Annotated in this window: 16 protein-coding genes; 13 read left to right on the forward strand and 3 right to left on the reverse strand. The window is 41.2% G+C overall.

Annotation, left to right across the window (positions count from 1 at the left end; genetic code table 11):
* Positions 1 to 12 precede the first annotated feature (12 nt).
* The 8 genes from AOG26_RS10770 (at position 13) to AOG26_RS10805 (ending at position 8195) form a co-directional block, all read left to right on the forward strand.
* Complete coding sequence (locus tag AOG26_RS10770; RefSeq protein ID WP_054562482.1) at positions 13 to 1032, forward strand: AraC family transcriptional regulator; 1020 nt, start codon at positions 13 to 15, stop codon at positions 1030 to 1032.
* Positions 1033 to 1129: 97 nt separating this feature from the next.
* Positions 1130 to 1810, forward strand: coding sequence for an SDR family NAD(P)-dependent oxidoreductase (locus AOG26_RS10775; RefSeq protein WP_082401605.1), 681 nt, complete (start codon positions 1130 to 1132; stop codon positions 1808 to 1810).
* Between the two features lie 9 nt (positions 1811 to 1819).
* Positions 1820 to 3355 (forward strand): AMP-binding protein, encoded by a 1536-nt coding sequence (locus tag AOG26_RS10780; protein ID WP_054562484.1) that lies wholly within the window; start codon positions 1820 to 1822, stop codon positions 3353 to 3355.
* Between the two features lie 363 nt (positions 3356 to 3718).
* Positions 3719 to 4138, forward strand: a complete 420-nt coding sequence (locus tag AOG26_RS10785) for a DUF3429 domain-containing protein (RefSeq protein ID WP_054562485.1) — start codon at positions 3719 to 3721, stop codon at positions 4136 to 4138.
* A 54-nt stretch (positions 4139 to 4192) separates the two neighbouring features.
* The gene (locus tag AOG26_RS10790; protein WP_054562486.1) at positions 4193 to 4564 is read left to right on the forward strand and encodes a hypothetical protein; all 372 of its coding nucleotides are present in this window, start codon (positions 4193 to 4195) and stop codon (positions 4562 to 4564) included.
* 4 nt (positions 4565 to 4568) lie between these two features.
* On the forward strand, positions 4569 to 5369 hold the full coding sequence (locus AOG26_RS10795) for a class I SAM-dependent methyltransferase (protein ID WP_054562487.1): 801 nt from the start codon (positions 4569 to 4571) through the stop codon (positions 5367 to 5369).
* A gap of 2 nt (positions 5370 to 5371) precedes the next feature.
* On the forward strand, positions 5372 to 6358 hold the full coding sequence (locus tag AOG26_RS10800) for a Gfo/Idh/MocA family protein (protein ID WP_054562488.1): 987 nt from the start codon (positions 5372 to 5374) through the stop codon (positions 6356 to 6358).
* A gap of 160 nt (positions 6359 to 6518) precedes the next feature.
* The gene (locus tag AOG26_RS10805) at positions 6519 to 8195 is read left to right on the forward strand and encodes a methyl-accepting chemotaxis protein (RefSeq protein WP_054562489.1); all 1677 of its coding nucleotides are present in this window, start codon (positions 6519 to 6521) and stop codon (positions 8193 to 8195) included.
* A 32-nt stretch (positions 8196 to 8227) separates the two neighbouring features.
* Here the strand turns inward: AOG26_RS10805 and AOG26_RS10810 are convergent, their stop codons facing one another.
* Positions 8228 to 10243, reverse strand: coding sequence for a TonB-dependent receptor (locus AOG26_RS10810; protein WP_054562641.1), 2016 nt, complete (start codon positions 10241 to 10243; stop codon positions 8228 to 8230).
* A gap of 444 nt (positions 10244 to 10687) precedes the next feature.
* Between AOG26_RS10810 and AOG26_RS10815 the strand changes: the two genes are divergently transcribed.
* The 4 genes from AOG26_RS10815 (at position 10688) to AOG26_RS10830 (ending at position 15863) form a co-directional block, all read left to right on the forward strand.
* Positions 10688 to 10978 carry a hypothetical protein gene (locus AOG26_RS10815; protein WP_054562490.1) on the forward strand — a complete coding sequence of 97 codons (291 nt, stop codon included), beginning with the start codon at positions 10688 to 10690 and terminating at the stop codon, positions 10976 to 10978.
* Entirely contained in the window at positions 10975 to 12546 is a 1572-nt protein-coding gene (locus AOG26_RS10820; RefSeq protein WP_054562491.1) for a PepSY-associated TM helix domain-containing protein, read from the forward strand. The genes AOG26_RS10815 and AOG26_RS10820 overlap by 4 nt, the downstream gene beginning before the upstream one ends.
* 150 nt (positions 12547 to 12696) lie before the next feature.
* Entirely contained in the window at positions 12697 to 13554 is an 858-nt protein-coding gene (locus AOG26_RS10825; RefSeq protein ID WP_054562492.1) for an EamA family transporter, read from the forward strand.
* A gap of 230 nt (positions 13555 to 13784) precedes the next feature.
* Positions 13785 to 15863 (forward strand): TonB-dependent siderophore receptor, encoded by a 2079-nt coding sequence (locus AOG26_RS10830; protein ID WP_054562493.1) that lies wholly within the window; start codon positions 13785 to 13787, stop codon positions 15861 to 15863.
* 46 nt (positions 15864 to 15909) lie between these two features.
* On the opposite strand, the gene AOG26_RS10835 is transcribed toward AOG26_RS10830, so the two are convergent.
* Entirely contained in the window at positions 15910 to 18090 is a 2181-nt protein-coding gene (locus AOG26_RS10835; RefSeq protein WP_054562494.1) for an extracellular catalytic domain type 1 short-chain-length polyhydroxyalkanoate depolymerase, read from the reverse strand.
* A 218-nt stretch (positions 18091 to 18308) separates the two neighbouring features.
* A complete protein-coding gene (locus AOG26_RS10840; protein ID WP_054562495.1) occupies positions 18309 to 21263 on the reverse strand; it encodes a glycoside hydrolase family 2 protein in 2955 nt (984 codons plus the stop codon).
* Between the two features lie 707 nt (positions 21264 to 21970).
* On the opposite strand from AOG26_RS10840, the gene AOG26_RS10845 reads away from it, so the two are divergent.
* Positions 21971 to 24751 (forward strand): TonB-dependent receptor, encoded by a 2781-nt coding sequence (locus AOG26_RS10845; RefSeq protein WP_054562496.1) that lies wholly within the window; start codon positions 21971 to 21973, stop codon positions 24749 to 24751.
* Positions 24752 to 25006 lie beyond the last annotated feature (255 nt).

The raw sequence follows: 25006 nt of genomic DNA on the forward strand, positions 1-25006 counted from the left end.
AAAGAGCACACTATGCCCCGTTTAACACAAGCACCTGATCTTATTAGAGTATCTGCTCTACACGGCTATATTGAACTGATCGAAAGTAAATTGGTGAACCCTGACGCACTATTATCGCGCGTTGGTTTAGACAGAAAACAATTACAAGATGCCAATAACTTTGTGCAGTATCAGCAACTCATTCAGCTTTTAGAACTCACCGCGAAAGAATTAAACCTGCCCTATTTCGGGCTAGAGTTAGGGCGGTGGCAAAGCTTAAATATCTTAGGATCTCTTGGTTATTTGATGGGTAATTGCGACACCCTTGAAATGGCACTAAAGAACTTAACTAAGTACTATCATGTACATCAAAATAGTGCTGATTTACTCCTTGAAGTAGACCAAGACTATATAAAGCTATCTTTTTTAGTTCGCACTAGCTTAAAGGTGAGTGTTTACCATGCTGCTGACTTAGCCTTAAGCGTTGGGGTCAATTTGTTAAAGCAGTTAACCGATGATCAAATAAAGTTGTCTCGTTTGGAGCTGCCCCATAGCTGCGATGACAACCAAAGTGTTTATCGCCAAGCGCTAGGCCAAATTCCAGTATTTAACTGTGCACAAACCGCAATTGTATTTGAGAGAAAATACCTAAAACTCCCTATTAAGAACTCAGATAAGCAATTGTTTTCTATACTTAGCCAGCAGCTTGGGCAGCTTCAAGACACAAAACGTGAAAACATTGCAGATCATGTTGAAGTACTGATCAAGCAATACTTACTCCACGAAGAGTTTGGCGTAAACCTCATAGCCGAAAAATTATCAATGAGTGCTCGTAGCTTGCAGCGTCACTTAACAAAGCATGACACAACCTTTCGTGAATTAGTCGATGATGTACGCTGTAATCTAGCACACCAATATTTAACAGAATCTAGCCTCAGTTTATCGAACATCTCAGATATCTTAAGCTTTTCTAATTACAGCGAGTTTACTCGCGCTTTTAAGCGCTGGTATGGCATTCCACCAAAAGATTATCGTAAGACACACTCGAGTTAATGGCGCAAAAAGTTAAAAACAGGTCGTTTAAAGCTAAGTTTTCTGTTAACAATTTATATATATTGACTAGCTAGTTTCGCTAATTAGTGGTCGTGCAATGTTAAGAAGAGTGTTTATTACCGGTGCCAACAGTGGCATTGGGTTCGAATTGGCAAAGCAATATATTAGCCGTGGTGACGATGTTGCGTTATTCGATTTACATTTCAACGAACAAACAAAACAATCGTTAAGTGATCTTGCTGATGATTACCAATACATTGAGTTTTTTGCTACGCATATCTGCGATACTGAAACGCTGCAAACTCAAGTAAATAATGCAATCGCAGCGATAGGCAAACCAGATTTAGCCATTTTTAGCTGCATTACCAATGTGCAACTAAGTAAAGAAAATAGTATTGCTTGTCAGCACTTTGCAACACTAATAACGCCACACTTAAGCATGAACGGCCACCTAGTAATTACATCCCCCCTTATTGATGCAACTAAATTTACGCCAGAGCCAAACGCTTTGATTTTAGCCAAAAAGCTACGCAAGAAATTTAAGCCAAATAACATAAAAATCAGCTTAATTTGCGCAAGCAAAACATCTAAAGCCATAACAAACCCAGCCAATACTGCACAACACATTTTGCGCAGCTTGGATAAACAAAAATTAATGGTGATCCTAGGCTTACAATCTAAACTAACCTATATCATGAGTCGTTACTTACCGAATTGGATAATGGGTTCTGTGATGGATCGCCTCATCAAACAACAATTAATAAGAACAACACGCTAAGGAATCCCCATGAACACACATGATAACCTCACGCAATTAATAGAGCATACTTGTCAGACTTATGCCGACCTTCCTGCCTATAACAGTGCAGGTAAAACACTCAGCTATGCCCAAGTTGAACAACAGTCTCGCTATTTGGCACAGTGGTTTCAACAACAAAGTGGTCTTGTTGCTGGAGACAGAATAGCCATTCAACTACCTAATGTTGTTGATTACCCTGTCGTTACCTATGCAGCAATTCGTGCTGGTTTAATCGTAGTCAATACCAACCCGCTTTATACTGCTCGTGAAATGCTACACCAGTTTAATGATGCAGATGTGAAAGCCATTGTTATTCTTGATGCTCTTACCGATAAGTTAGCAACGGTTATCAATGATACCTCGATCAATACCGTTATTGTTGCAGCGGCTGTTGCTGAGCCAACATTGCAAGAGGGTCAATTTTCGTTAAACGAACTCATTCGCCAAGGTGAAAGACTCGCTCCTCTTGACGCTCATCAAGCAAGTCGTGACGATATTGCTGTTTTACAATACACCGGCGGTACCACAGGGATTGCCAAAGCTGCGATGCTTAGTCATGGCAACATTTTAGCCAATGCCGAGCAAATGAATGAGCGCTTTGACGATATTTTAAAGCCCGGTCAAGAAACGGGTATTTGCCCGCTTCCGCTTTATCATATTTACGCCTTTACAGTGAATATGGTTGGCCTATTTGCCATGGGGCAGTTTAACGTACTGATCCCAAATCCTCGTGATTTAGATGCGTTAGTCAAGCAAATCGAACCATTTGAGATTAATTACTTTTCAGGGATTAACACCTTATTTATTGGCTTGTGTATGCACCCAGGGTTTAAGTTACTTAATTTTTCAAACTTAAAAATGACCGTCTCAGGGGGCGCAGCTTTAACACATGCTGCAGCTGATGCGTGGATGACCACCACAGGTTGTACAATTACAGAAGGCTATGGCTTATCAGAAACCTCGCCTGTTGCAACCTTAAACGACTTTAAAAAAGAAGAAATTGGTAGTATTGGCCGCCCACTCTCAAACACCACTGTGGAAATTTGGGATGAAAACGACGAGCCTGTTGCTGACGGTGAGTCTGGCGAAATTGTTGTTAAAGGCCCGCAGGTGATGATGGGTTATTGGCAACGCCAAGATGAAACCGACAAATGTATGAAGCGAGGTTTTTTCAAAACCGGTGATGTGGGTCTAAAACTACCAAGTGGTAATTACAAAATTGTAGACCGTTTAAAAGACATGATTATTGTTTCTGGCTTTAACGTGTACCCTAACGAAGTTGAAAACGTACTTTGTCAGCACCCAGCTATCTGCGAAGCAGCTGTTATTGGTGCAAAAGATGAAAAAACCGGTGAGCGTGTCTGTGCCTACATTACTTTAAAAGAGCAGATTGATGAGCAACAGGTGAGTGACTATTGCCGCGAAAACTTAAGTGCTTATAAAGTGCCTAAATCAATCATTTTTATGGAACAATTGCCTAAATCGACGGTTGGCAAAATTCTACGTCGAGAGTTACGCCAATAATAAAGCGATCGTTTTAGCCGCCTAACTGGTATAAAATAGTTAAAAGATAAAAGCATGCCGTTAGGGCGTGTTAACCTTTTATGATTAATTTTGCAGCAGTGTGTTTGGTATTTAGGCAAGGCAGAGCCTATGTAGTGTGGTTGTTCCACATAAATAGGCGATAACGCAGCATCAATGCCAAACACGCGCTGCCCTTCGGGTTCTTCCTAGGGGCGATTAACTCTTTGTTGCTCAGTTTTTACTTAGCCCACTAGGTTACAAATCTCGCGCCGCGATTAAATCGCCCCTAGAGTGAACAAATTTCAATCTACAAAGGTCAACACGCCCTATTTGCTTTTTAATTTAAGCGGTTTAAAGGTCATTATGGAAAAGTTTATTAATCACATTCAACTTGGTTACTTAGGTTTACTACCATTTTTAGGCTGCGTAGGTTGGCCACTTATTGCAGGAAGTAATGCCGTCAATTTAGACTTTTTCACTTTTTATAGCATCGCTATTTTAGCCTTTATGGCTGGCAATTTATGGCATGCAGGACAGCAAACGCATGCTGATGCTATAAAAGCGATTATTCCTATCTTACCGATTGGCTTTTTAAGCTTTTTACCAGCAACTTGGACACTGGCTTGGCTCGCAGCAAGTTTTTGGTTAGTGCTGTTATTTGAAAAAAGCTCACCGCAGTGGCAAACCTATCACGTTGATTATCAAAAAATGCGTTTTGTTTTAACGTCAGTGGTGTTTGTATGCCACATATTTGTAATTGGCATGAATATCTATCCTGAGTAGCCCTTTTCTTGCGTTTGCGGTAACATCCGCGGCTCAGTTTTTTAAGGACTTGCTATGATAGATCAACTGCGCGCTAAACTAGACCACCTTGGCGAAAATTACGTAGAAAAAAACGCTCACTTTAAAATAAAAGTGATCCCGTTTTTTTGTGCGATTCACATTAAAAAAGATCATAAAAACCAAGGCAATTTAAAGCTATATTCTAATCAGTTGATTGAAATATTTTTAGCTACCATGTTCTTGTTATTCGGCTTAATGCTTTTTGACACAGACGCGGGTTTTACCCATGGTCCTATTCATATCGTTATTGCCGTATTGATTAGTTTTAACTTAATCTTTAAGCAAATAGCCATTGAAGGGCTTAAAACTCGCTTAGCCCTTTGCCCTGAAATCGCGCAAGAAACAACGCCAGCACAAGGCAAATAGCAACATGTTTTTAGACCCTAGTTGGCGCATATTAACGGTTGGCGATGGTGATTTATCATTTTCACACTCTGTTGCTCGTTATATAAAACCTGCCAAGCTTGTTGCTTCAACTTATGATGATGCAAACACCATAGAACAAAAATATGCCGACAATGCACTTAGCGTCTTGCAACAACTTAACATTGAAACACTCACCGAGTTTGATGTCACAAAGCCAGACTCGTGGCAGCGCTTAGATGGCGCCTATTTCGATGTGGTTATTTTTCAATTTCCACTTATACCAGCGTTTAAAGGTGAAGCTGCATTTAAAGCACATACCCAACAAGGTGGTATGAATGTTTTAAACCGTGCTTTGTTGCATCGCTACCTAGACTACGCAAGCCAGTTCGCATTAGATAAAAACGGCCCGATGCTCTGCTACATCACCTCTAAAGATGTAAAACCATACCGCGAATGGAATATTGAAGGCAGCTTAAATCAAGGGCTGACTTGCCAATATCTAGGGCAAATGCCATTCGATATTAATTTATTCCCAGGCTATAAAATTCGCAATGTTGATCGCGATAAACACGTTAAAGACACCAGTGGCATTACCTATGTATTTAGCGAAAAAACTGACAATAGCATTACTGAAAAGCTGACTTTACCCGCTTATTTAGGTGATAAACACTGTGCATTATGCCGAGTAGGCCCTTATATGGCACAAGAAGATGAAGACAAACATTTGTTAAGCAAAAAACATAAACAAATGGAAAAGTTTGAACAGGATTGGCAAGCATGGCTTGCACAAAACAACGAGGAGTAACCATGAACTTTGTGATTGTAGGTACCAATTTTATAAGCGATACACTACTGAGTGCAGCTAAACAAATTGAACAATTCTCCTTATATGGTGTGTGCTCTCGAGAGCAGCAAACAGGCGAGGCTTTCCTTGCAAAGCACGATGCTCAAAAGGCTAAGGTGTTTACCAATATTGAGCAAGTATGCGAAGACCCATTAGTCGATGCCGTCTACATTGCTGCGCCAAATAGCTTACACAAAGACTATGCTGTAATGTGTTTAAAAGCCGGTAAACATGTTTTAGGTGAAAAGCCTTCGGCTGCTAATAGTAAAGAACTAGAGGCCATCATTCAGGCGGCCAAAACACATCAACGCTTATACATGGAAGCGATGATGACCACCCATTTACCAAACTTCGCACGCTTAAAAAATGCAATTGCAAAGATTGGCACACCCCGCAAATATATTGGTCAATATAGTCAGTACTCATCACGTTACGATAAATATAAAAATGGCGAGCGACCAAATACTTTCTTGCCAGAATTTGCTAACGGTGCATTAGTCGATTTAGGTATCTATCCGCTGTATATTTTGCTCGGATTATGGGGCGCGCCTCAGAGTGTAAAAGCCAGCGGCGTGTTACTTGAGACCGGCGTTGATGGCGCTGGCGATGTATTATTAAATTACGCAGATAAGCAAGCGGTGATCAGCTATTCGAAAATCTCGCAAGGCGATAATTTTACTGAGATCCAAGGTGAAAAAGGCCGTATTCGTATCGAAGCAGTCTCTTTATTAAAGCGTATGCAATATATCGGTAACGATGGCACGGTTGAAGAACTCTCTGAGCCATTTGATGAACACTTTATGCGCCATGAAGTAAACCACTTTATTCAAGCAGCGAATGCCGGACAAATTGAGTCATCAGTTAATACTCATACACTGTCAAAACAAGTTATGGCAGTGCTCGATGAGGCGCGAAGCCAACTTGGCGTTGTGTACCCCGCCGACCAATAAATTTAATATTCAAGGGCAGTTGACATTGCCCTTGTTATTTTTAGCCCCCTTCATACAAGCTTAAATGACGACCTCTAATTAACTTACTTGTAATTTTTATTGAAATTAGATTTTTGTACTATGGTTAATAATATTTACTTTCAATGAGAAGGGTAATATTTTGACTATTCGCTTTTTACTCAGATCCGTTTTTGCAGCAACTATTACCCTTGCAGCAGGTCTACTCCTCATTATTCTATTTTTGCAATCAGGCCAAGATGAAAGTATGGAGTCGGCTCAACAGCGCTATGAGCTAAGTCACCTTGCTAAGTTTTCATCTTCAAATTCGATTCACCTTACAGAACTTGCTCGTCAACATGTTGTAACCTTAGAAAACCGCTATAAAGAAGAATACCAAGAGCTTGTTAACCAAATTCAAGGTAAAGCAGCTTGGCTAAATGGCGAAAAGAAAAGCTATGTGCAGCGTTTAAAGGCCTTTAATGTGGCTGCTGATGATTTAGCTCTCTTGCAAAAATCCAACGACTTATCACTCAAACTAGTTGAAACAGAAGAAAGAGCGTTTAGCTTAGTCAATGATTTACTTGGCCGTGATACAAATAACTTAACCACAAGCGAGCACAAAAGATGGGTACAAGCTATTACGCTTTTAACCAACGATGCTTACATGGCCGAAGTTGAGAAAATTCAGCAACCCGTAAAAGCATTTTTAAGTTCAATCGAGGAAAAAAGTGCTGCGGATGTTAAAAGCAATCATGATCATGTTGTCACTCTAAGTTTAATTAGCACAGCTTTAGTCCTGACAATTATTGCTACCTTGATAGTGTGTTACTGGCAATTAGAGAAAAAAGTGATTAAAGCAACTCATGCCTTAATTGATGAAGCAAAGCGTATCTCTGAAGGTGATTTATCTTGTTATATTGATCACAAAGCTGATGACGAAATAGGCCAGCTTGCGAGCAGCTTTAATATTATGGTTGATAAGCTATCTCAGCTACTTAAAGAAATACATGATCAATCAGAGCAAGCGCAAGTGGCAGCAAAAAGCCTAGATGAAATTTCACAGCAAGCTAAAACGCTAAATGATATTCAAAGCCAAGCGATTGAGGTGATTTCAAGCTCAGTCTATGAAAACTCAACGGCCGTTAAAGAAGTCTCTCAAAACTGTGCAGAAGCGGCAAGCAGTGCCACCGCAGCTAATCAGAAAACCCAAGAAGGTCTACAGGTTGTACAACAAGGAGTTAGCTCTGTTGAGTCAGTGGCCGATACACTCACCAAATCACTAACAGACCTTAACCAATTAGAAGCATCAGTAAATGAAGTCACGGTTATTTTAAGTGTTATCAGTAATATAGCCGAACAAACTAATTTATTGGCACTCAATGCCGCAATCGAAGCTGCAAGAGCAGGTGAACAAGGCCGAGGTTTTGCCGTTGTAGCTGATGAGGTAAGAACTTTAGCTAGTCGCACACAAAGCTCTACTCTTGAGATCCAAGATAAAATTGACTCATTGCAATCTGCAACCAATGCTGTAACGCAGAGGATACGCTCTAGCGATAATCAAATTAAAGAAGCGGTGATAAACTCAGAAAAAGTGGGCCTTATGCTCGATGAAATTAGCGTACAAGCAAAAGCCATTTCTGATGCCAATATGACCATAGCTTCTGCATCTGAGCAGCAATCTCAAGTGACCGAAGAAATCGCCCAGCGCTTAAACGAAGTACAAGATACCAGTCGAAAGTCGCAGCAACAAACGCAAAGCATTTCGGACTCATCGAGTAAGCTGGCTAACTTGGCGAATAACTTAAACGGGCAAATTAATCGCTTTAAATTAAGCTAGTCGCTGATCCAGCTCAGCGACTAGCGATTAGTTTAAAATCGATAAGTAACAGATGCACCGATAGTTTGCGGGTTAACCACTGCCACATAGCCTTGTGGGTAACGACCACTGACAGGTTCTTGTGAGGTATATGCTTCTTCATCTAAGGCGTTGTTGATGAAGGCACTTATCAACCATTGTTCAGTATCATAAGTTATCGATAAACGCGTAATAGTGTAATCACCCGCAACACGCTCTTCTGTGTTTGTTAAGTCACCATAAAATTCATCAACATAATTGGCACTTAAATTCACTTTTAAACTATCGGTAAACCAATGCGACAGACCTAAACTTGCCGTTAACTCCGGTGCAGAGTTTAAATCATTGCCTACGGCATCAGGAAAGGCTGATGATTCATCAATTTTAGTTTTCAATAAACCGAAACCGCCATGTAACTGCCACTGATCGCCCAGCATGCTGTAGGCTTCTACTTCTAAACCATAGCTATGAGCATCTTCAATATTAGTGATTTTACGCTCAGAGCTTAGCGCTTGATAACCGTTGAAGTTATTGTAAAACACATTAGCACTAATATTCATGTCGCCATTATTTAAAACGCTGCGCGAACCTACTTCATAGGTATTAACGGTTTCTTCGTCGTAATAGTAATAATCTTCAGCGGTAAAATCGAGTGCGCCACCACCCGCGTTGTAGCCACGACGTGCACTGGCAAATAAAGTCGTTTCGTCACTAATATCATATTGAATCGCAAGCTTTGGTAAACGTAGTGTGTGTGAATTATCAAGTTGCTCAACGAGCATATCACCACGAAATGCCATATTGAAATTACGTAATTGTTCTTCACGCTCAATACGCAGACCCGCTGTTAATGTTAATTCGCGGCTTAGGTTAAAGCTTGTTTCACCATAAACAGCGGTCGATTTACTGCTATCGTCGCCGTAATAGTTGGTTGCTCCCACACTTTCAAAGTCTTGGTCACGATCAAAGTAAGCAAGACCAACAAAGCCTGAGTAAAAATCATTGCTTAAACCAAAGTTAAGTTTGGAATCTACAGTGATATTACTCTCATCCATTGATACGTCAGATTCTGCGCTTTCAAGTGGCTCGTATGCCTCAAAGCCCCATTTGTAATCCATGTAAGCAACTAAAACATCTAACGAGAAATCATCGTTAATTTTGTAATCAACATTCACTTGCGTGGTATCAGATTCAGTATCCATAATACGTTGATAAAGCGGCTCATAATCAAATGGCTCATCCGCTAAAAAGTATTTGCGACCCGAATTACCTTCTTCACTGTAAGTTGAATAAGTTAGCTGTACAGCAAGATCTTCATTTGGTGTGTAAAGTAATTTAGCGCGTGTGCTGCTGGTATTTAACTTGTTTAATTCACGATCAGTTGGATTCGTTTCGTATACCGGTGGATTCGAAAACGTTTCGCCATCAACATACTGAGTTGATAACCGAAATGCTAATACATCTTCAACTAACGCCCCTGATACCACTGCGGCAGTATCTAGGTAGCTATCTTGGTTCCGATAACCGACGCGCACTGCCCCTTCAAATTCTTGAGTAGGTGCTTTGGTTGTCATGTAGACAGCACCCGCAATACTGTTACGACCATTACTGGTTGATTGCGGCCCTCGGTAAATTTCAATTTGTTCTACATCCCACAGACCCGTATCACCGGTTAAATCGGCTACAAACGGTTGGCTAACACCATCAATCAAGGTTGAAACACGAGCCTTTGAGCCACCACTAAATGAGTTAAAACCCGTTGCACCACCATTACCTGATACGCCTCGCATATCTGGCACCGAGCCCGTTAACACAACGACGTTCGCCATTTCTGACAGTGCTTCAGATATCGAAGCAAGTTGGCCGTTTTCTAGTAAAGACTTATCAACAACCGCCACTGACGACATGGTCTCTTTAAGTGATTTCTCTGTTTTTTCACCTGTAACAACAATGGTATCCATGGATTTTCGACTGTTTTGGTCGTCGTCAGCCCATGCTGAGCCTTGCGTAACAAGTAATGATGCAAGCATAACTTTGGTGAGTGAATTAAGTTTAAATGCAGTAGCCAATGTCCTTTCCCCGTAAGAGATTATTAGAATTAAACAAATTGAGTTTGATAGAAAAGCGCTAGGAAATTAACACAAGCTTAATGATATTGCAATTGAGTTTAGTTATCATTTACAATGAGATTTAACATCAACTACAACTATAATCTTATGCTCATTTTTACCGTTACCCTGCTTGTCGTTTTCGCTGTCAGTATTTTCTACTGCACCAGAAAGCAGCAGCGATTCTTAAAAAAAACAATTAAAAAACAATGGCGATTACTTTCAATTACGTTAACCGTTTGCGCACTAATACTTGCCCTTCAACAGTTTTCAACCACGGCAACCGTGTTCTTCATCATCTTTAGCATCATGCTAATGTTGATGCTGATCCCTTTTACTAGCCTGCTGCAAAGAAAAGGATAATTCATGACAAGCTCATCTAAACGCCAGCCGACTTGGTTAGGAAAAACCCTAGCAGGTGTATTTTTAGGGCTGGCACTCTCATTTATTTTCGTTGCTTTTTTTGCTTGGTATGGCCCAGGAGGCATTGATGCTCGCGATAAAGTGCAATTTAACATGTGGATGATCACGCCTGTTTGGCTAACCATTTTTAGTTTTAGTTATTTATTCAACTCAGCAAAACAAGCGTGGCTTGTCCTTGGCAGCTTAACTGTGCTGCTTTATGGCGTGTTTTTTATGCTAAGGAGTGCATCATGAAAGTAAGATCGGATATTCTTCGCACCTATCAAGGTGTACACACATGGACAGGCATCATTGCAGGTTTAGTGCTGTTTATTGGTTTTTATGCGGGCAGTTTGACCATGTTCAAGCATGAAATCCAGCAATGGGCAGCACCTATTCAAGCTCCTAAAATCACCAGCTCTAATTATGACTACCAAACGCTGGTAGATACTGCGATTAATGAGCGAGGCGAGCAACTTGCCAAAGGCTTTAACCTTGATTTACATACCCAAGATGCACCTCTTTCGTGGTATATCAAAGGCAATGCCCGAGGCATGGAGCTTGATAAACAACTTAACTTCGCACACCTAAATGCTGATGGCACATTAAACGTCAGCGCACAAACCGAAAACGAACTTGCCGATTTAATTGATTATTTACACCGTACAGCAGGCTTTATAGGCGAAATTGGCCATGACCAATCTGGTGTTTATATTCTTGGCATTGCCTGTGTTTTGTACTTTTTAGCTTTGGTCTCTGGGGTAATTATTTTACTGCCGACATTAGTTAAAACCTTTTTTGCACTGCGTAAGGAAAAAGGGCCTAGTCGATTCTGGCTCGATAGCCATAACCTTATCGGTATCGCCAGTTTACCATTTCACTTAGTCATTGCATTTACTGTGGTAGTGTTTGCGTTTCATGATTTTATTTATGGTGGTTTAGCGCAATTTTATGATGGTAAGCCATTGTTTCAGCGCCCTACACCTGCCGCGCAAAGTTTTCATATTGAGAACTTACCACGTATTGATGAGCAATTACTCGCAGCGAAAAGCTATGCCCCCGGCTATGAGCCAATCCACATTCGCTATAGTAATTTAAATTCAGCATCACCTTCTGCGGTGTTTATGATGAGTAACAATAATGCGGTAGTACGTGGCCCGGATACCGATTACTTATTTATGAACCCATACACGCTAGAAGTGGTTAACTCAAGCTACCCGCAAGGCGAAGATGCGGTGTGGGGTAACATGGTTGCCAGTATTTTCTCACTCCATTTTGGCACCTATGGTGGAGATTGGGGTCGTTGGGGCTACTTTATTATGGGGTTACTAGGCGCCTTCTTATTCTATTCAGGTAACTTATTATGGATAGATAAACGCTTTAAAAAAGACCCCAATAAACGCAGTACCTTGTTTATGGCTAGGCTCACTATTGGTGTTTGTTTAGGGTCTATGATAGCTGTCGCTTTCACACTCGTTGCTGCAAAATGGCTACCTACTCTTGTGAGCAACACAAACTACGCAACCCTATACAGTTATTACGCAGCTTTTTTTGTTTTTGTGATATATAGCTTCTTAAACCCTGTACAAAAGGCAACCACTGCTGGTTTTTACATACTAGCGAGCCTGTGTGCGTTAATGGTGTTATCTACACTTTTAAAACTTGCCTCAAGTGACGTTAACACTCTCTTTTACTCAAGTTATATGGTCGACATTGTCGCTGCTGTATTTGCTGCTATTTTCTTTAAAATGGGCAAACGCCAGCAACAAAAACAGACCACGCAAAACATCATGCCAGCCTTTGAACAAGCAAGTCGAGCTTAAGCATTCTGAGTATGGGTATCAAAGCAATTTGATACCCATAATTTTGCTTTATCGAAAATCTGTGTCCGTTTAACGAAAAACATTTCTTCTCCAATAAAACATCAGTAGAATCGCCGCAAACTTGAGCTATTAACTTTCATAAGGACAGTGATGCAGCGCACCATTCCACCGTTTTTTATTGCTGTTATTTGCGTGCTCCTCGCAATGGTTACCATTCAATCTGGAGCCTCTGTTGCAAAGCAATTATTCCCTTTAATTGGCCCTGAAGGCACCACAGCACTGCGCTTAGGCTTTTCAGCAGCTATTTTGTGCCTTGTGTTTAAACCTTGGCGCGCATTTCCGCCTATTGGGCAACGTATGCCGATCATCGTTTATGGCTTGAGTTTAGGAGGCATGAATATTCTGTTTTATTACGCGATTGAACGTATTCCTTTAGGGATAGGTGTAGCACTAGAGTTTACTGGCCCCCTTGCGGTTGCTCTTCTTTCGTCACGTAAAAAACGCGACCTGTTTTGGGTAGCCTGCGCCATTGCTGGCATAATTTTATTGCTCCCAGATATGAAAGGCGAAGACAGCCTTGACCCTGTAGGTGTTATTTTAGCCCTTGCGGCGGGAGCGTGTTGGGCGTTTTATATATTGTTTGGCAAAAAGACTGGAAACCAAGGCTCAGGCGGAATGACCGTTGCCATGGGTATGAGCGTCGCCGCGATTGTACTTGTGCCTTACGGCGCAGCTTCTCAAGGCGCTGCACTATTGAGTTGGGAAGTATTACCGCTCGGTATTTTAGTGGCAGTCATGTCAAGTGCACTACCCTATACCTTAGAAATGATGGCACTACGTAATATGCCAGCGCAAGGCTTTAGCATTATGATGAGTTTAGAGCCAGCGATTGCAGCATTAGCTGGCTTTATAATCCTAGGTGAGTTTTTAAGCGTGTGGCAATGGTTAGCTATTTTACTAGTAATAACCGCGTCCGTTGGCAGCTCGATGTCGAGTAATAATAAATAAAATTATCTAGGCGCCTCAGGGCGCCTTTTTCATACCCAATTAGTAAACTCGCCTTTTCATACAGACAAAACTCTTTGAAACAATTTGTTACATTTATTTGTATTAACATATCACCTTTGCGATGAATGGTGATGATAACTATTATCACTTGTGATAACTTACCCGCCGATTGTTTCCTTATTAAAAACAATAACCCTATAAAAATTTGCTAATAACACGCGGAGATAAAAATGAAATTCACTCAGTTGCCTATTGCAACCGCTATTCTTTGTGCACTTTACCCTCAAATCAGTTTTGCAGAGCAAACGACTGACGTAGAGGCTAATCTCGAAAAAATCGAAATTGTGGGTATTCGACAAAACCGTATTAGTGAAGGAGCGACAGGTTTAGCGCTAGAAATTGATGAAACTCCGCAATCAATCAGTGTGATTTCTGCTGAGCAACTAAAGAATTATTCCGCTTTTAACATTAATGATGCTTTACGCTTAGCACCTGGTATCAATGTTGAAGAATGGGAAACTAACCGTACCAACTACACATCACGTGGTTTTGAAATTAAGAATACACAAATCGATGGCGTTGGCTTACCGAATGACTGGGGTATCGTTACCGGCGCAATGGAAGCATACGGCTACGAAAAAATTGAAGTTATTCGTGGTGCCAATGGCTTACTCACTGGTGTAGGTAATGCATCGGGTACGCTTAACTATGTGCGCAAACGCCCTAAAAACGAAAACGGCGGCGAGATCGGCGTCTCTGTTGGTTCATGGGATTTTAAACGTTTACAAGCTGACTATTCTCTTTTACTGACCGAATCAGGTAGTTGGGCTGCTCGTTTTGTGGCTGCTGCAGAAGATAAAGAGTCATACCTAGATGGCCTTGAGAACAACCGCGAGTTTTTCTCTGCAGTGGTAGATGGTCAGCTTACAGATAACTCAACGGTTACTATTGGTTATTCATATCAAGATGCAGATACCGATGGCAATACTTGGGGCGGCCTTGTTTATAACTACACAGATGGTACGCAAGCTAAATGGGATGTCAGCGACACAACCACCCAAGAGTGGACAATGTGGGACACCATTAACACCTCTGCATTTGTTGAATACAACTATGTTTTTGCAAACGCGTGGCAACTTCAAGCGAGCTACAACTTCCGCAGTTTTGAAGAGCAAGATAAACTTTTTTATGCATATGGCACTATTGATAAAGATACTAACCTTGGCCTAAATGGTTCTCCTGGTCGTTATGATAGTGAAATTGATGCTGATTTATTTGAAATCAAAGCATTTGGTGCCTTTGAATTGTTTGGTAAAGAGCACCAAGCGAGCTTTGGGGTAAGCCATGCAAAAAGTGATGATGTGATGTATCAGCACCCGTTTGATTTTGCAAATACACCAGCGGCCGGACCAACGCCTGCGTTCCCGTACGATTTAGATGCGATCCCAGAACCTGAATGGTTAACGCCGGTTCTGTATTCAGATATTGAACAAAAGCTAACCCGTTACTTTGGCTCTGCTCAGTTAAATATTACGGATAAATTATTTACTGTGGTTGGTTTTAACGCTATTGAATTTGAACGCTCAGGTATGAATGCCGGTGCATCTATCGATAATGATGAGAGCGAAACTAGCCCATATATCGGTTTTACCTATAAGTTAAACGATGATTTAAACTTATATGCTAGTTACTCAGATATTTATCAGCCACAAGAGCAAGCTGATTACAACGGCCAATACTTAGCACCTACCAAAGGCACTAACTTTGAAACCGGTGTTAAGGCTTCTTGGTTTGATGATGCCCTAATGACAACATTTGCTTATTTTACTGCTGAGCAAGATAACTTTGCGCAATACGCAGGCCTGACAGAAGATGGCATTTATTACTATGAAGGCGTGTCTATTGAATCAGAAGGCTATGAATTTGAAGTCACAGGTAAAATCACCGACGCTATGAATATCGTCGCATCTTATACGCATATTGATGTAACAGATGAAAATGGTGATGACACCAATAAATGGGCACCTCGCGATGTTGTTGGTGTAACAGTAGACTATGCATTAACAGATGCAGTGGTTGTTGGTTTAAATGGCCGTTGGCAATCTAAAATCGAAAGCACTGATTACAATGTTAAGCAAGGTAGTTACGCGCTGCTAAACGCCTTCGCGCGTTGGAATATTAATGACCAAGTTGCAGTACAGGCAAACGTTAATAATATTACTGATGAGCAATACATCAATAGCTTACAAACTGTGGGTTATTATGGCGCGCCAACAAACGGTAGCCTAACTCTGACTTATAAATTCTAAACGCTGTTTAGAAAAAAGTGTCGCCCGAATGGGCGACACACATCTATTAATTAGGGCAATTACCTAATTCATAATACCCAGCACTAGTTTGCGCTAAGGTACTGGTATAAAAAGTGTTATAAAGACCTAGGTTATCACCTGAACCCACCGCATAAGCGTAAGAACCATTCGTGGTTGCGCGATTTGCTTGCACATGTGCATAGTTGCTTGAAGTAGTTTCGCTGCATTGGTAATCACCATTCGGTGTTGAGTCACACGCATCACCCACACCATCTGCATCACTATCCAGTTGATCACTATTGGCCACCAGCGGGCAGTTATCTAGGCTATCACTAACACCATCGCTGTCAGAGTCACTCGTTTCACCATCAGGAGTGCTGTCACACACATTACCAATCCCGTCATTATCGTTATCAGCTTGATCAGCATTCGCTACATTCGGGCAATTATCTGCGCCGTCGAGCACACCGTCGTTGTCTGCGTCATTAGTCGGTTCAGTGGTGGTTTTGCATGCTTGTAATGGCCCTGCACAACTTGAATCATCATCAGCAATCCACTGACATTGATTTGTACCCGCTGAATACTCGCGCATTGTAAAGGCAGCGGTTCCAAACGCTAAATAACAGGCAGAATAACCTTCACCCCAGCTAATATGGCCTTCGTTGATATGAAGATTGTAATCGCCTGTCACGCCAGCATCGATGACAAAACTAATGCTATCTGTTGATGTCAGCGCGGTATCATCTGTTGCGGTGATCACTGCGCTATTATTGCCGCCAGCTAGATTACATTGCTCAGCAAAATACTCAAGCCCATTCACTGTAGCTGTCACATCACCATTGCTAAAACTGACCACTACAGTACTTAAGTTTTGATTATTATCAATCACCGTTCCCGTCACTGTAGCGCACTGCCCGTTTACACTAGCCGCAGTATCACTCAGTAGTGGTGCTGTAGCTGCAGGCTCTGGTCCAACGCGTACCGTAAGATTAGCTTCATCACCTTGTTTCGCTTCATTATCTGTTGCACTGACACGCACTTCATAAAGTCCATCGCTGAGTGCACTTGTCACCCCGCTAAAGGTATTATTCGCATCGATTTGCACGTTCAGTGACTCAATTAAGCTTGCCGCGCCACTGACTAGGCTATACACGTTAATATCAACATTGGTTACACTGCCTTCTGGGTCGACTGCACTGCCTGTAATGGTGAGCTGATTATTACTGTCTGTGGCAGTTAAATTACTAATTTCAGGGCCTGCATTACGATCAACTCGTTTATTATTAGCCGCAAAGTACTCACCGAGATAGGTTGCAAAATTAATACTGTTTGCCGCCACATAATCGCCAGACGCACCTTGCCCGCCCGACCACGAATGATCCAAATTATTAAACCACAGCATAGCAACCCGATTCTCTTGCCAAAGTGACTGCTCAGCGTTACGCGTTGCATCATCACTTATTGTCGTTGTGCCTGAAAGTTGATTAACCCCATAAAGGGCAGCAAAGCCATCTGCGTTTTGCTGGTTGTAACAGGTATTCACTGTGGTATCGGCAGTACCATGACCAATCACCGCTATTTGTGTGGCAAAATGATCTTTATAACTGCCAGCATAGCTTTCACAGCGGGATACAAAGGTGTTTTCAGACACTGTTTCACAGGTCGAAATTGCCCCACTTGAACTTGTGCCGATGGTTGGCCCAGCGCTTGGTGCAACCCCAGCAAATACATCAGGCGCTACACAAGCCGTTTGTGCAGCCATTGCGGCTCCAGATGATAAGCCTGCAATATACACTTGTTTAGGGTCAATATTACGCGTTGCATCAGCGCTCAATGTATTGGCTAAATTAACCAGATTTTTATAATCGCCAGAGCTGCGATTGATTGCTCCTTGCCAATATGACCAGCAGCTATAGCCTGCTTTATTCATAGCATCAGGAACGGCTATTACCATGCCATGGGCTTCGGCTGCATCTTCGAGATTCGCAGTTAAGTAGTTATTAATGGGTTGCACGCAGCCATGCAGTACCAGCATCAAAGAATGGCCATTGCCTATGCTTGATTGCGTATCAGGAGTGTAAATATGAACATTATTAAAACCGCCAATGCTGACATTTTGCTGCCAACTCCCTGCAAAACTTGGCTGCGAGAAAATAGCAGCACAGAGCACTGCGAGCGGAGTAAACGACGCTGATTTTCGTTTACATAATTGTGTTACTTTTTGCATATATCGCCTTTATAGTCGTTATCATTGTTGTCTGTCAGTTGATGACTAACTCAATGTAGTAGAACTATTTAAAAAGCGACCTATAACTATAGTGCTACATCCATAAGAAACCTTAACCCTAAACAATCACTTTTTATTAATGCACTTTAGTGGATTAAAACAAAAAAGCGCTGCAGGTTTCTGCAGCGCTTTTACTAAAACGAGTAACTCTTTGTAAATTAGTATATCGTTAGCTTGATATTGTTTATTCCTCTTTCTGCCACAGGTCGACCTTGTGGACCAAGGTGATGTGCAGCGTGGAACTTAGACCCTATTGCACTAATTCTGTGTAAGAAGCTAATTTCTTCATCATATTTAAGTGCTAATGTATTATCAGGGCGCTCACCATCATCAGGCTGCATAATTCGCGCATATAGTTCCGGAGTTGCAGTAGAGAAAGTGATTTCACTTTGCTGAGAGCTTAATGTAAGCCACTGAACATCCGAGAAGTACCCTTTAAATTCAGGTAATTCCCAGCGCTCGCCAGCAACGCCTTCATTATAATCATTTTCCCAAACAGAGTAGTTTACACCCTCTAAGCGGTTAGCCCATACACGGTAAGGGCCATCACCTAACCAACGTTTATGCTCAATTGCTTTTTTCGGATAATTAAAACCAACGCCATGAAGGATGTATTCACCGTCAAGCCAGTAATCAACATCCATTGATAAATGACCTTCAGGGTGAACAGTCCAAGTTAGCTTTGTAATGCCTGCTGGCGGGTTCATCACTTCAATCACTAAATCATTAGCAATAATTTCAGACTTTAATTCTGTCGGTTTTTTATCTTGTTGCGCTTCTTTCTCAGCATTTGGATCATGAGTTAGCCATGAACCAATACCATTATAAACCCCTTTATTTAGTGAGTTATCAGAACGAAGTAACCTAGGACCATTAGTCAACGCCGCAGTTTGACCTTGCTTACTGTATGACTTTAATAGACCTGTTGTTGCATCAAAAATAATTGTTCTATCAGCAGCCTTAACCGCTAACTCAGATTCGTTTTGACTAACAATTTGAGCTGGTTTAGTTGCTGATGCCTGATTTTCAAATTGCTCTTGAGTTAATTTTGCAAGTTTAGCCGCACTCTGGATAGGCCAAGCATCTGTCCAAATTGAATTCTGCTGCTGGTCAAAAAATTCAACCTCTAACCACCCATTTTGCTGCCAATTGTCAGGTAAGTTCAATTGTACTGTTCCTGTCGAGTCTGGCTTAATAGCAGGGAGTGTGGCTTTATTGCTCGCTACAAGCTGCTTTTTATCAGAAAACGCTGTCACTGGCTGATATAAACGCCATTCGAGCGACATAGTTGATAGATCAACAAAGTCATACAGGTTTTTAACTTGCAACTGACCGTCAAAAGAACCGGCAAGTAACTGGCCATTCTTTAAGTTTTCAACTTGGATTGGTGACCAAATTTCTTTAATTGTAAAAAAGCTCGCTTCTTTTTCACCATAAGGTCCAACAATACCATCTGGCGCATGGTTAAAGTCGGTATCAACACGGCCATTTTGATCTGTACGCTCAACACCCTCATCAGCAAACACCCATAGGAAACCACCGGCACCAACAGGAGTTGACATCATGAAGTCCCAAAAATCTCTCAAACCTGCACCATGGCCACCATCATACAAGCCATGTAAGAACTCGGTTGGGAAAAATACTTCATTACGGGCTTTTTTAGCTACTAGTTCCGAGTAAGTTGGGTAATGATCAGTATCGATATTACGGAACAACTCCCAAGGATGAAGAATTGGACGGTTTTGAATGTCATAAAGGTGATAATCATCATCAACATCGGTATTAAAACCGCCTTCATTACCGTTCGCCCAGAATAAAATACTTGGGTGTGCTTGGTCGCGTTTAACAAGCTGTGCAACGAGGCGTCTCGCTGATGGCGTATCAATAACTGGCTTTTGCCATGTGCCTAACTCATTAATAACATAAATACCAAGACGATCTGCCGCTTCTAAAAAGTGCACATCGGGTGGGTAATGCGACATTCTAACAGCATTCATGTTCATGCTTTTCATCGTCTTAATGTCATCGATGCTGGCTTGTTTAGTCATAGTACGTCCAGTTGCTGGACGGAAGCTGTGACGGTTAACCCCTTTAAGGATAATTTTTTCGCCATTTAAATATAAGCCGTCATGTGGGCGTAATTCAAAAGTTCTAAAGCCAAAGGTTTTATCGAAACTATGTAGAGTTTTAGAGCCTTCTTTTAAATCAATACGTACTTGATATAAATTAGGCGTCTCGGCACTCCAAAGCTCAGGAGAGTCAACATTAGTGGCTAAGTGCACTTTGTTACCATCAAGTTTGGCATTAAACGTTTCACTTACTGGGTTGCCATCTAAATCTAAAATTTGTGCTTCAACTGCAGAAGCATTTGATTTATCTAGTCCTTCAAGATAAACATCCATTTTAAATTCACCAGACGCTTTTGCATCTAATGAAACCCAGTCAATATGAGATTGTGGCAAAGACTGTAAAAAGACTTGACGATAGATACCACCGAACACCCAATAGTCTGCTGCGCGTTCTGCTGCTTCAATACTTTTGTTAGCCGAAACTTTATCTACCACAACCTTTAGCTCATTAGCTTCACCACTTTTTAAAAATGGCGTTATGTCATAGCTGAATCGATAAAAACCACCTTGGTGAGTTGGCCCCACTTGTTGTTGGTTCACAAACACAGTGGCATCTGTCATCACACCATCAAAAACAATTTCAATTTTGCGACCAGACCAATCAGCAGGTAGGCTAAAATCACGACGATAAATACCTTGTTCGCTATGTTTATCTGGGATGTAGCCGTAATCATAGTTACCGAAGCCTTGTTGCTCCCAGTTAGAAGGAACATCTATTTTGCTCCATTGACCACAGTTTTGCCCTTCACTACAGTAAAAGTCCCATTTCACCGCATCGTCACTGCCAGTCCCACTTAACATCATTATGTCTGTTTTAGCGTCATCATTAGGCTGAATGTCAACACTTTGCTGACTATTACAGGCTACAACCAAGAAGCTCAAGCAAGCGATAAACGCATTTCTTAATATACTGGTTTCAAACCATGCTGGTTTGCTTATTAACCTTAGCTTTTTTTCAAGCCGGCCAAAATAATCCTTCCTCATATGTGTTCCTCTAACTGTTGAAATTATAATGTTTTTAGAAAATTTTTAGTCTACACAAGCTAATATTACCATTAAGTATATACATATCATAATACAATTGCCACCGGTAGCATTTTGAGATTTCATCCACCTTGTTCACGTGTTTTACTCATCATATTTGACGCTAAAAAACGACCTACTGCATTAATTTTAATAAATAAATTAACAATTATGTCATTTGTTTTTTGTCTTGCACCAAAAAGAAATCAAACCTTGCACTACAACTGAACCCTCTCTTTATGAAGCATAAAAATAATACGAACTGCTATGTAACTACATTCTCATGCTCTTTTTTCGAAATTCCACCGGAAAAATAAACACCTGATAAAAAACAACTTATTTTAGAAAATAAGCAGAAACATGTAACAAAATATTAAAAAGAATATAATAATACTTAAACATCTAAATTTTCTGTGTTATAAAATTTAGGAGCGTGGTTAGGGGGATGAAGACAACACAATAAGCCTGGCATGCTTACTTGCGGTGCAACTATTTGGCTAAAAATGCCACCGGTGGCAAAAATGCAGGGAAAATACACTTAATAAAAAAACACACGATATCAGCACCTTGTCGAACATTAGAGGTTTTTCTAATGATGCTGATTTAACACTGAATCAAATAACTTCTGTTATTGATTCGCATTAAAATAATTTTGGAGGTTATTTTAAATGTTTAAGAAAACGACATTAGCCAGCACAATTTGTATGGCCCTTTTTGGGCAATGTGTTTATGCAGCAGATGAGGCTGCAGAGCAAACACAAAACGCTCAAGCAAATGACAACAATGATTCCCTTGAAATAATTGAAGTTGTTGGGATCCGAAGCAGCTTAAATAAAGCCGTTAATATCAAGCGCCAATCAATTCAGGTTGTTGATGCGATTGTTGCCGAAGATATTGGTAAGTTTCCTGATAATAACCTTGTTGAGGCTCTGCAACGTGTAACAGGTGTACAGGTAACAGACCGCGCATCGGGTGAAGTAAATACTGTTACAATCCGTGGCTTAACCGATGTTACAACTACAATTAATGGCCGAGAAATGTTCACCGCAGCAGGGCGTCAACTTGCTGTTGCAGACATACCTGCGGCACTACTTGAAAGTGTAGAGGTATACAAAACACGAAATGCCAGCCAATTAGCGAGCGGTATTGCGGGTCAGCTTAATGTTCGCACCCAACGTCCATTTAATTTTGAAGGCTCAAAGGTTGTGGTCAATGCCCGTGGCGTTTATCAAGACCAATCTGAAGAAACCGATCCTATCGTAAGTGTGCTTGCCAGCAATCGTTGGGAGTCATCTGTTGGTGATGTAGGCGCATTAATTAACCTTTCATTTGCTAGCACCAGCTACCGAGATGAAAATAGTGCGCCAGGTGGTTTCGTGCCATTTAGAGCTGATAACTTAAATCGTATTTACCCATGGCCAACTGGCCTTGAGCACGGTATGGACAGAACGCCAGGGGCAACCATGTATGACCCTGCAACTGACAGTGAGGTTGAGTACTATCTAAGTCGTGACGCACTAAATCAGTCAGCTCTAACTGGTAAACGTGAACGCCCAGCAGTAAACCTGTCATTTCAATGGGCACCAAATGATACATCAGAGTATATTTTCGAAGCATTTTACAATGGCTACCGCAACGAAAGTAATAACCACCTACTATTCTCATACGCAGATTCTTCACGGGTAGAAACCGTGACACAACCAGTGTTGTTTGAAGGCACAAATGTCATCAAATCTCGTGCTTGGGGTGACTCAGGTGCATTTACCAGCGGCGACTTTTCTAAGAGCCAAACTGATAGCTACATGTTTGCATTAGGTGGTAAATGGGCGCTATCTGAAGATGCGACACTAAAATCTGAGTTGGTCTATCAAACAAGTAAATATGAACGTGAGTTTGTTGCTATGCAGGCAAATACTCGTTTTCCATTTGTCATGGCAGACTTCAATCATGAAGACGGCATCATGGCATGGACTGTTTACGATGAAGAGTTTGGTACCCCACTTGATTTAACCGATCCAAGCTTATGGACCACCAGTACCATGTTCGATAACGGCGGTGAAGATAATGGTGATGGCTTAACATTCACGCTTGACCTCGACTTCTATGTTGACTGGGGTATCTTTACAAAAGCTAAAGCAGGTGTTCGTTATGATAAACGTACAGCTGATAGCAGTAGTCGTGATTCTAATCGATTTAACCCTATTCCATTAGCATCTCTAGGCTCAGAAGCGCACTACGTAAATAGTGATTTCTTTGATGGGAAAAGTGATTTGCCGAGATCATGGGTTGCCTTTAATGCAAAAAACTTATGGCAAAACCGTGCAGAGTATCGTGATACGTTTAATTTCTACGATAGCGCCGATGGCGAGCGTCGAATGACGCTACAAAAGAACTTCGATATCGACCAAACTTCATGGGCTGCATATGTGCAAAGCCAATTTGAAACACAACTTTTTGGTAATCGATTAGACGGTGATATTGGTCTTCGCTATACCTACGCAGGCGCTGACATGGACTTTTACCACTGGGATGGAGAAGTTGGTGGCATAGTACAGAGTACTGGCCGAAATAGTAGCGCAAAGTTCTTACCTAATTTAACGCTACGCTATCATTTAAGCGATGATTTAATTACTCGTTTTGCTTATACACAAACCTTACGCCGCCCAGAGTTTGGCCAATTAAATAGTTTTATTAATTTACGTCCAGACACTACAAATGTTGGCTACGGCAACGCAAGCGGTGGTAATCAAAGCCTACGCCCAGTTGAATCTACTAACTATGACTTCTCACTAGAATACTACTTTAATGAAGGTAGCTCAGCGTATGCGACCTACTTCTACAGAGATATTGAAGGGTTTGTTTTTGATTCATTACGCCAAGCTCAATTTCCAAACCCAGAAACCGGTGAGATGGAAGATTATATACTTTCTCAACCTGGCAACACCTCCAATGGTGTTCTGAAAGGCGTTGAAGTTGGCTTAGTTTACTTCCCTGAATCTGTTCCACAGTGGTTAGATGGCATTGGCCTTCAAGCAAGTGGTACCTTCTTAGATTCGGATCAAGACATTCCAATCTTTAGCAACGAAGGTGTGTTAACAGGATACACAAACAGAAGCGTATTTGGTGTTTCAGATACCTCTTACAGCGGTGTATTAATTTATGAACGAGAAAATTTCAGCACTCGCCTCTCTTACGTTTGGCGTGACTCATTCTTAAATCGCTATGGCTCAGGTCGTTTCGCACATCCACGAGGTGTTTATCGTCGACCAGAACAAAGTTTAGACTTCCAAGTAAGTTACGATGTCACTGAAGACTTAGTTGTGACATTTGATGCGACAAACCTTACAGATGAGGTTTATCGTCAATACTACGAACTACCAACTGTTCTAAACGACTCAGCCTCTATTTATAGTCGTACATTCGGCTTAGGGTTCCGCTATAGCTTCTAACTAAGTTTAGCAAAACCAAGGAAGGTTTATTTGATTTCCCCATCAAGTTAGAAAATAAAGCACTGTACCCTTAGGGTCAGTGCTTTTTTCATTTTAGATAGACTAGATTTATCTACGCGTAACAACATTGCCACCGGTGGCAATGTTTGCTAAAGTTGATTGCATAAATAACAGCCTTAGGCCATTAAAAAACAACTAACGTGCCTAAGTTACTCACTGCTAATTAAGTTTAGTCATTACATATTTAAATTTTGC

Origin of the sequence: Pseudoalteromonas sp. UCD-33C (genome assembly GCF_001306895.1) — a bacterium.
Taxonomy (GTDB): domain Bacteria; phylum Pseudomonadota; class Gammaproteobacteria; order Enterobacterales; family Alteromonadaceae; genus Pseudoalteromonas.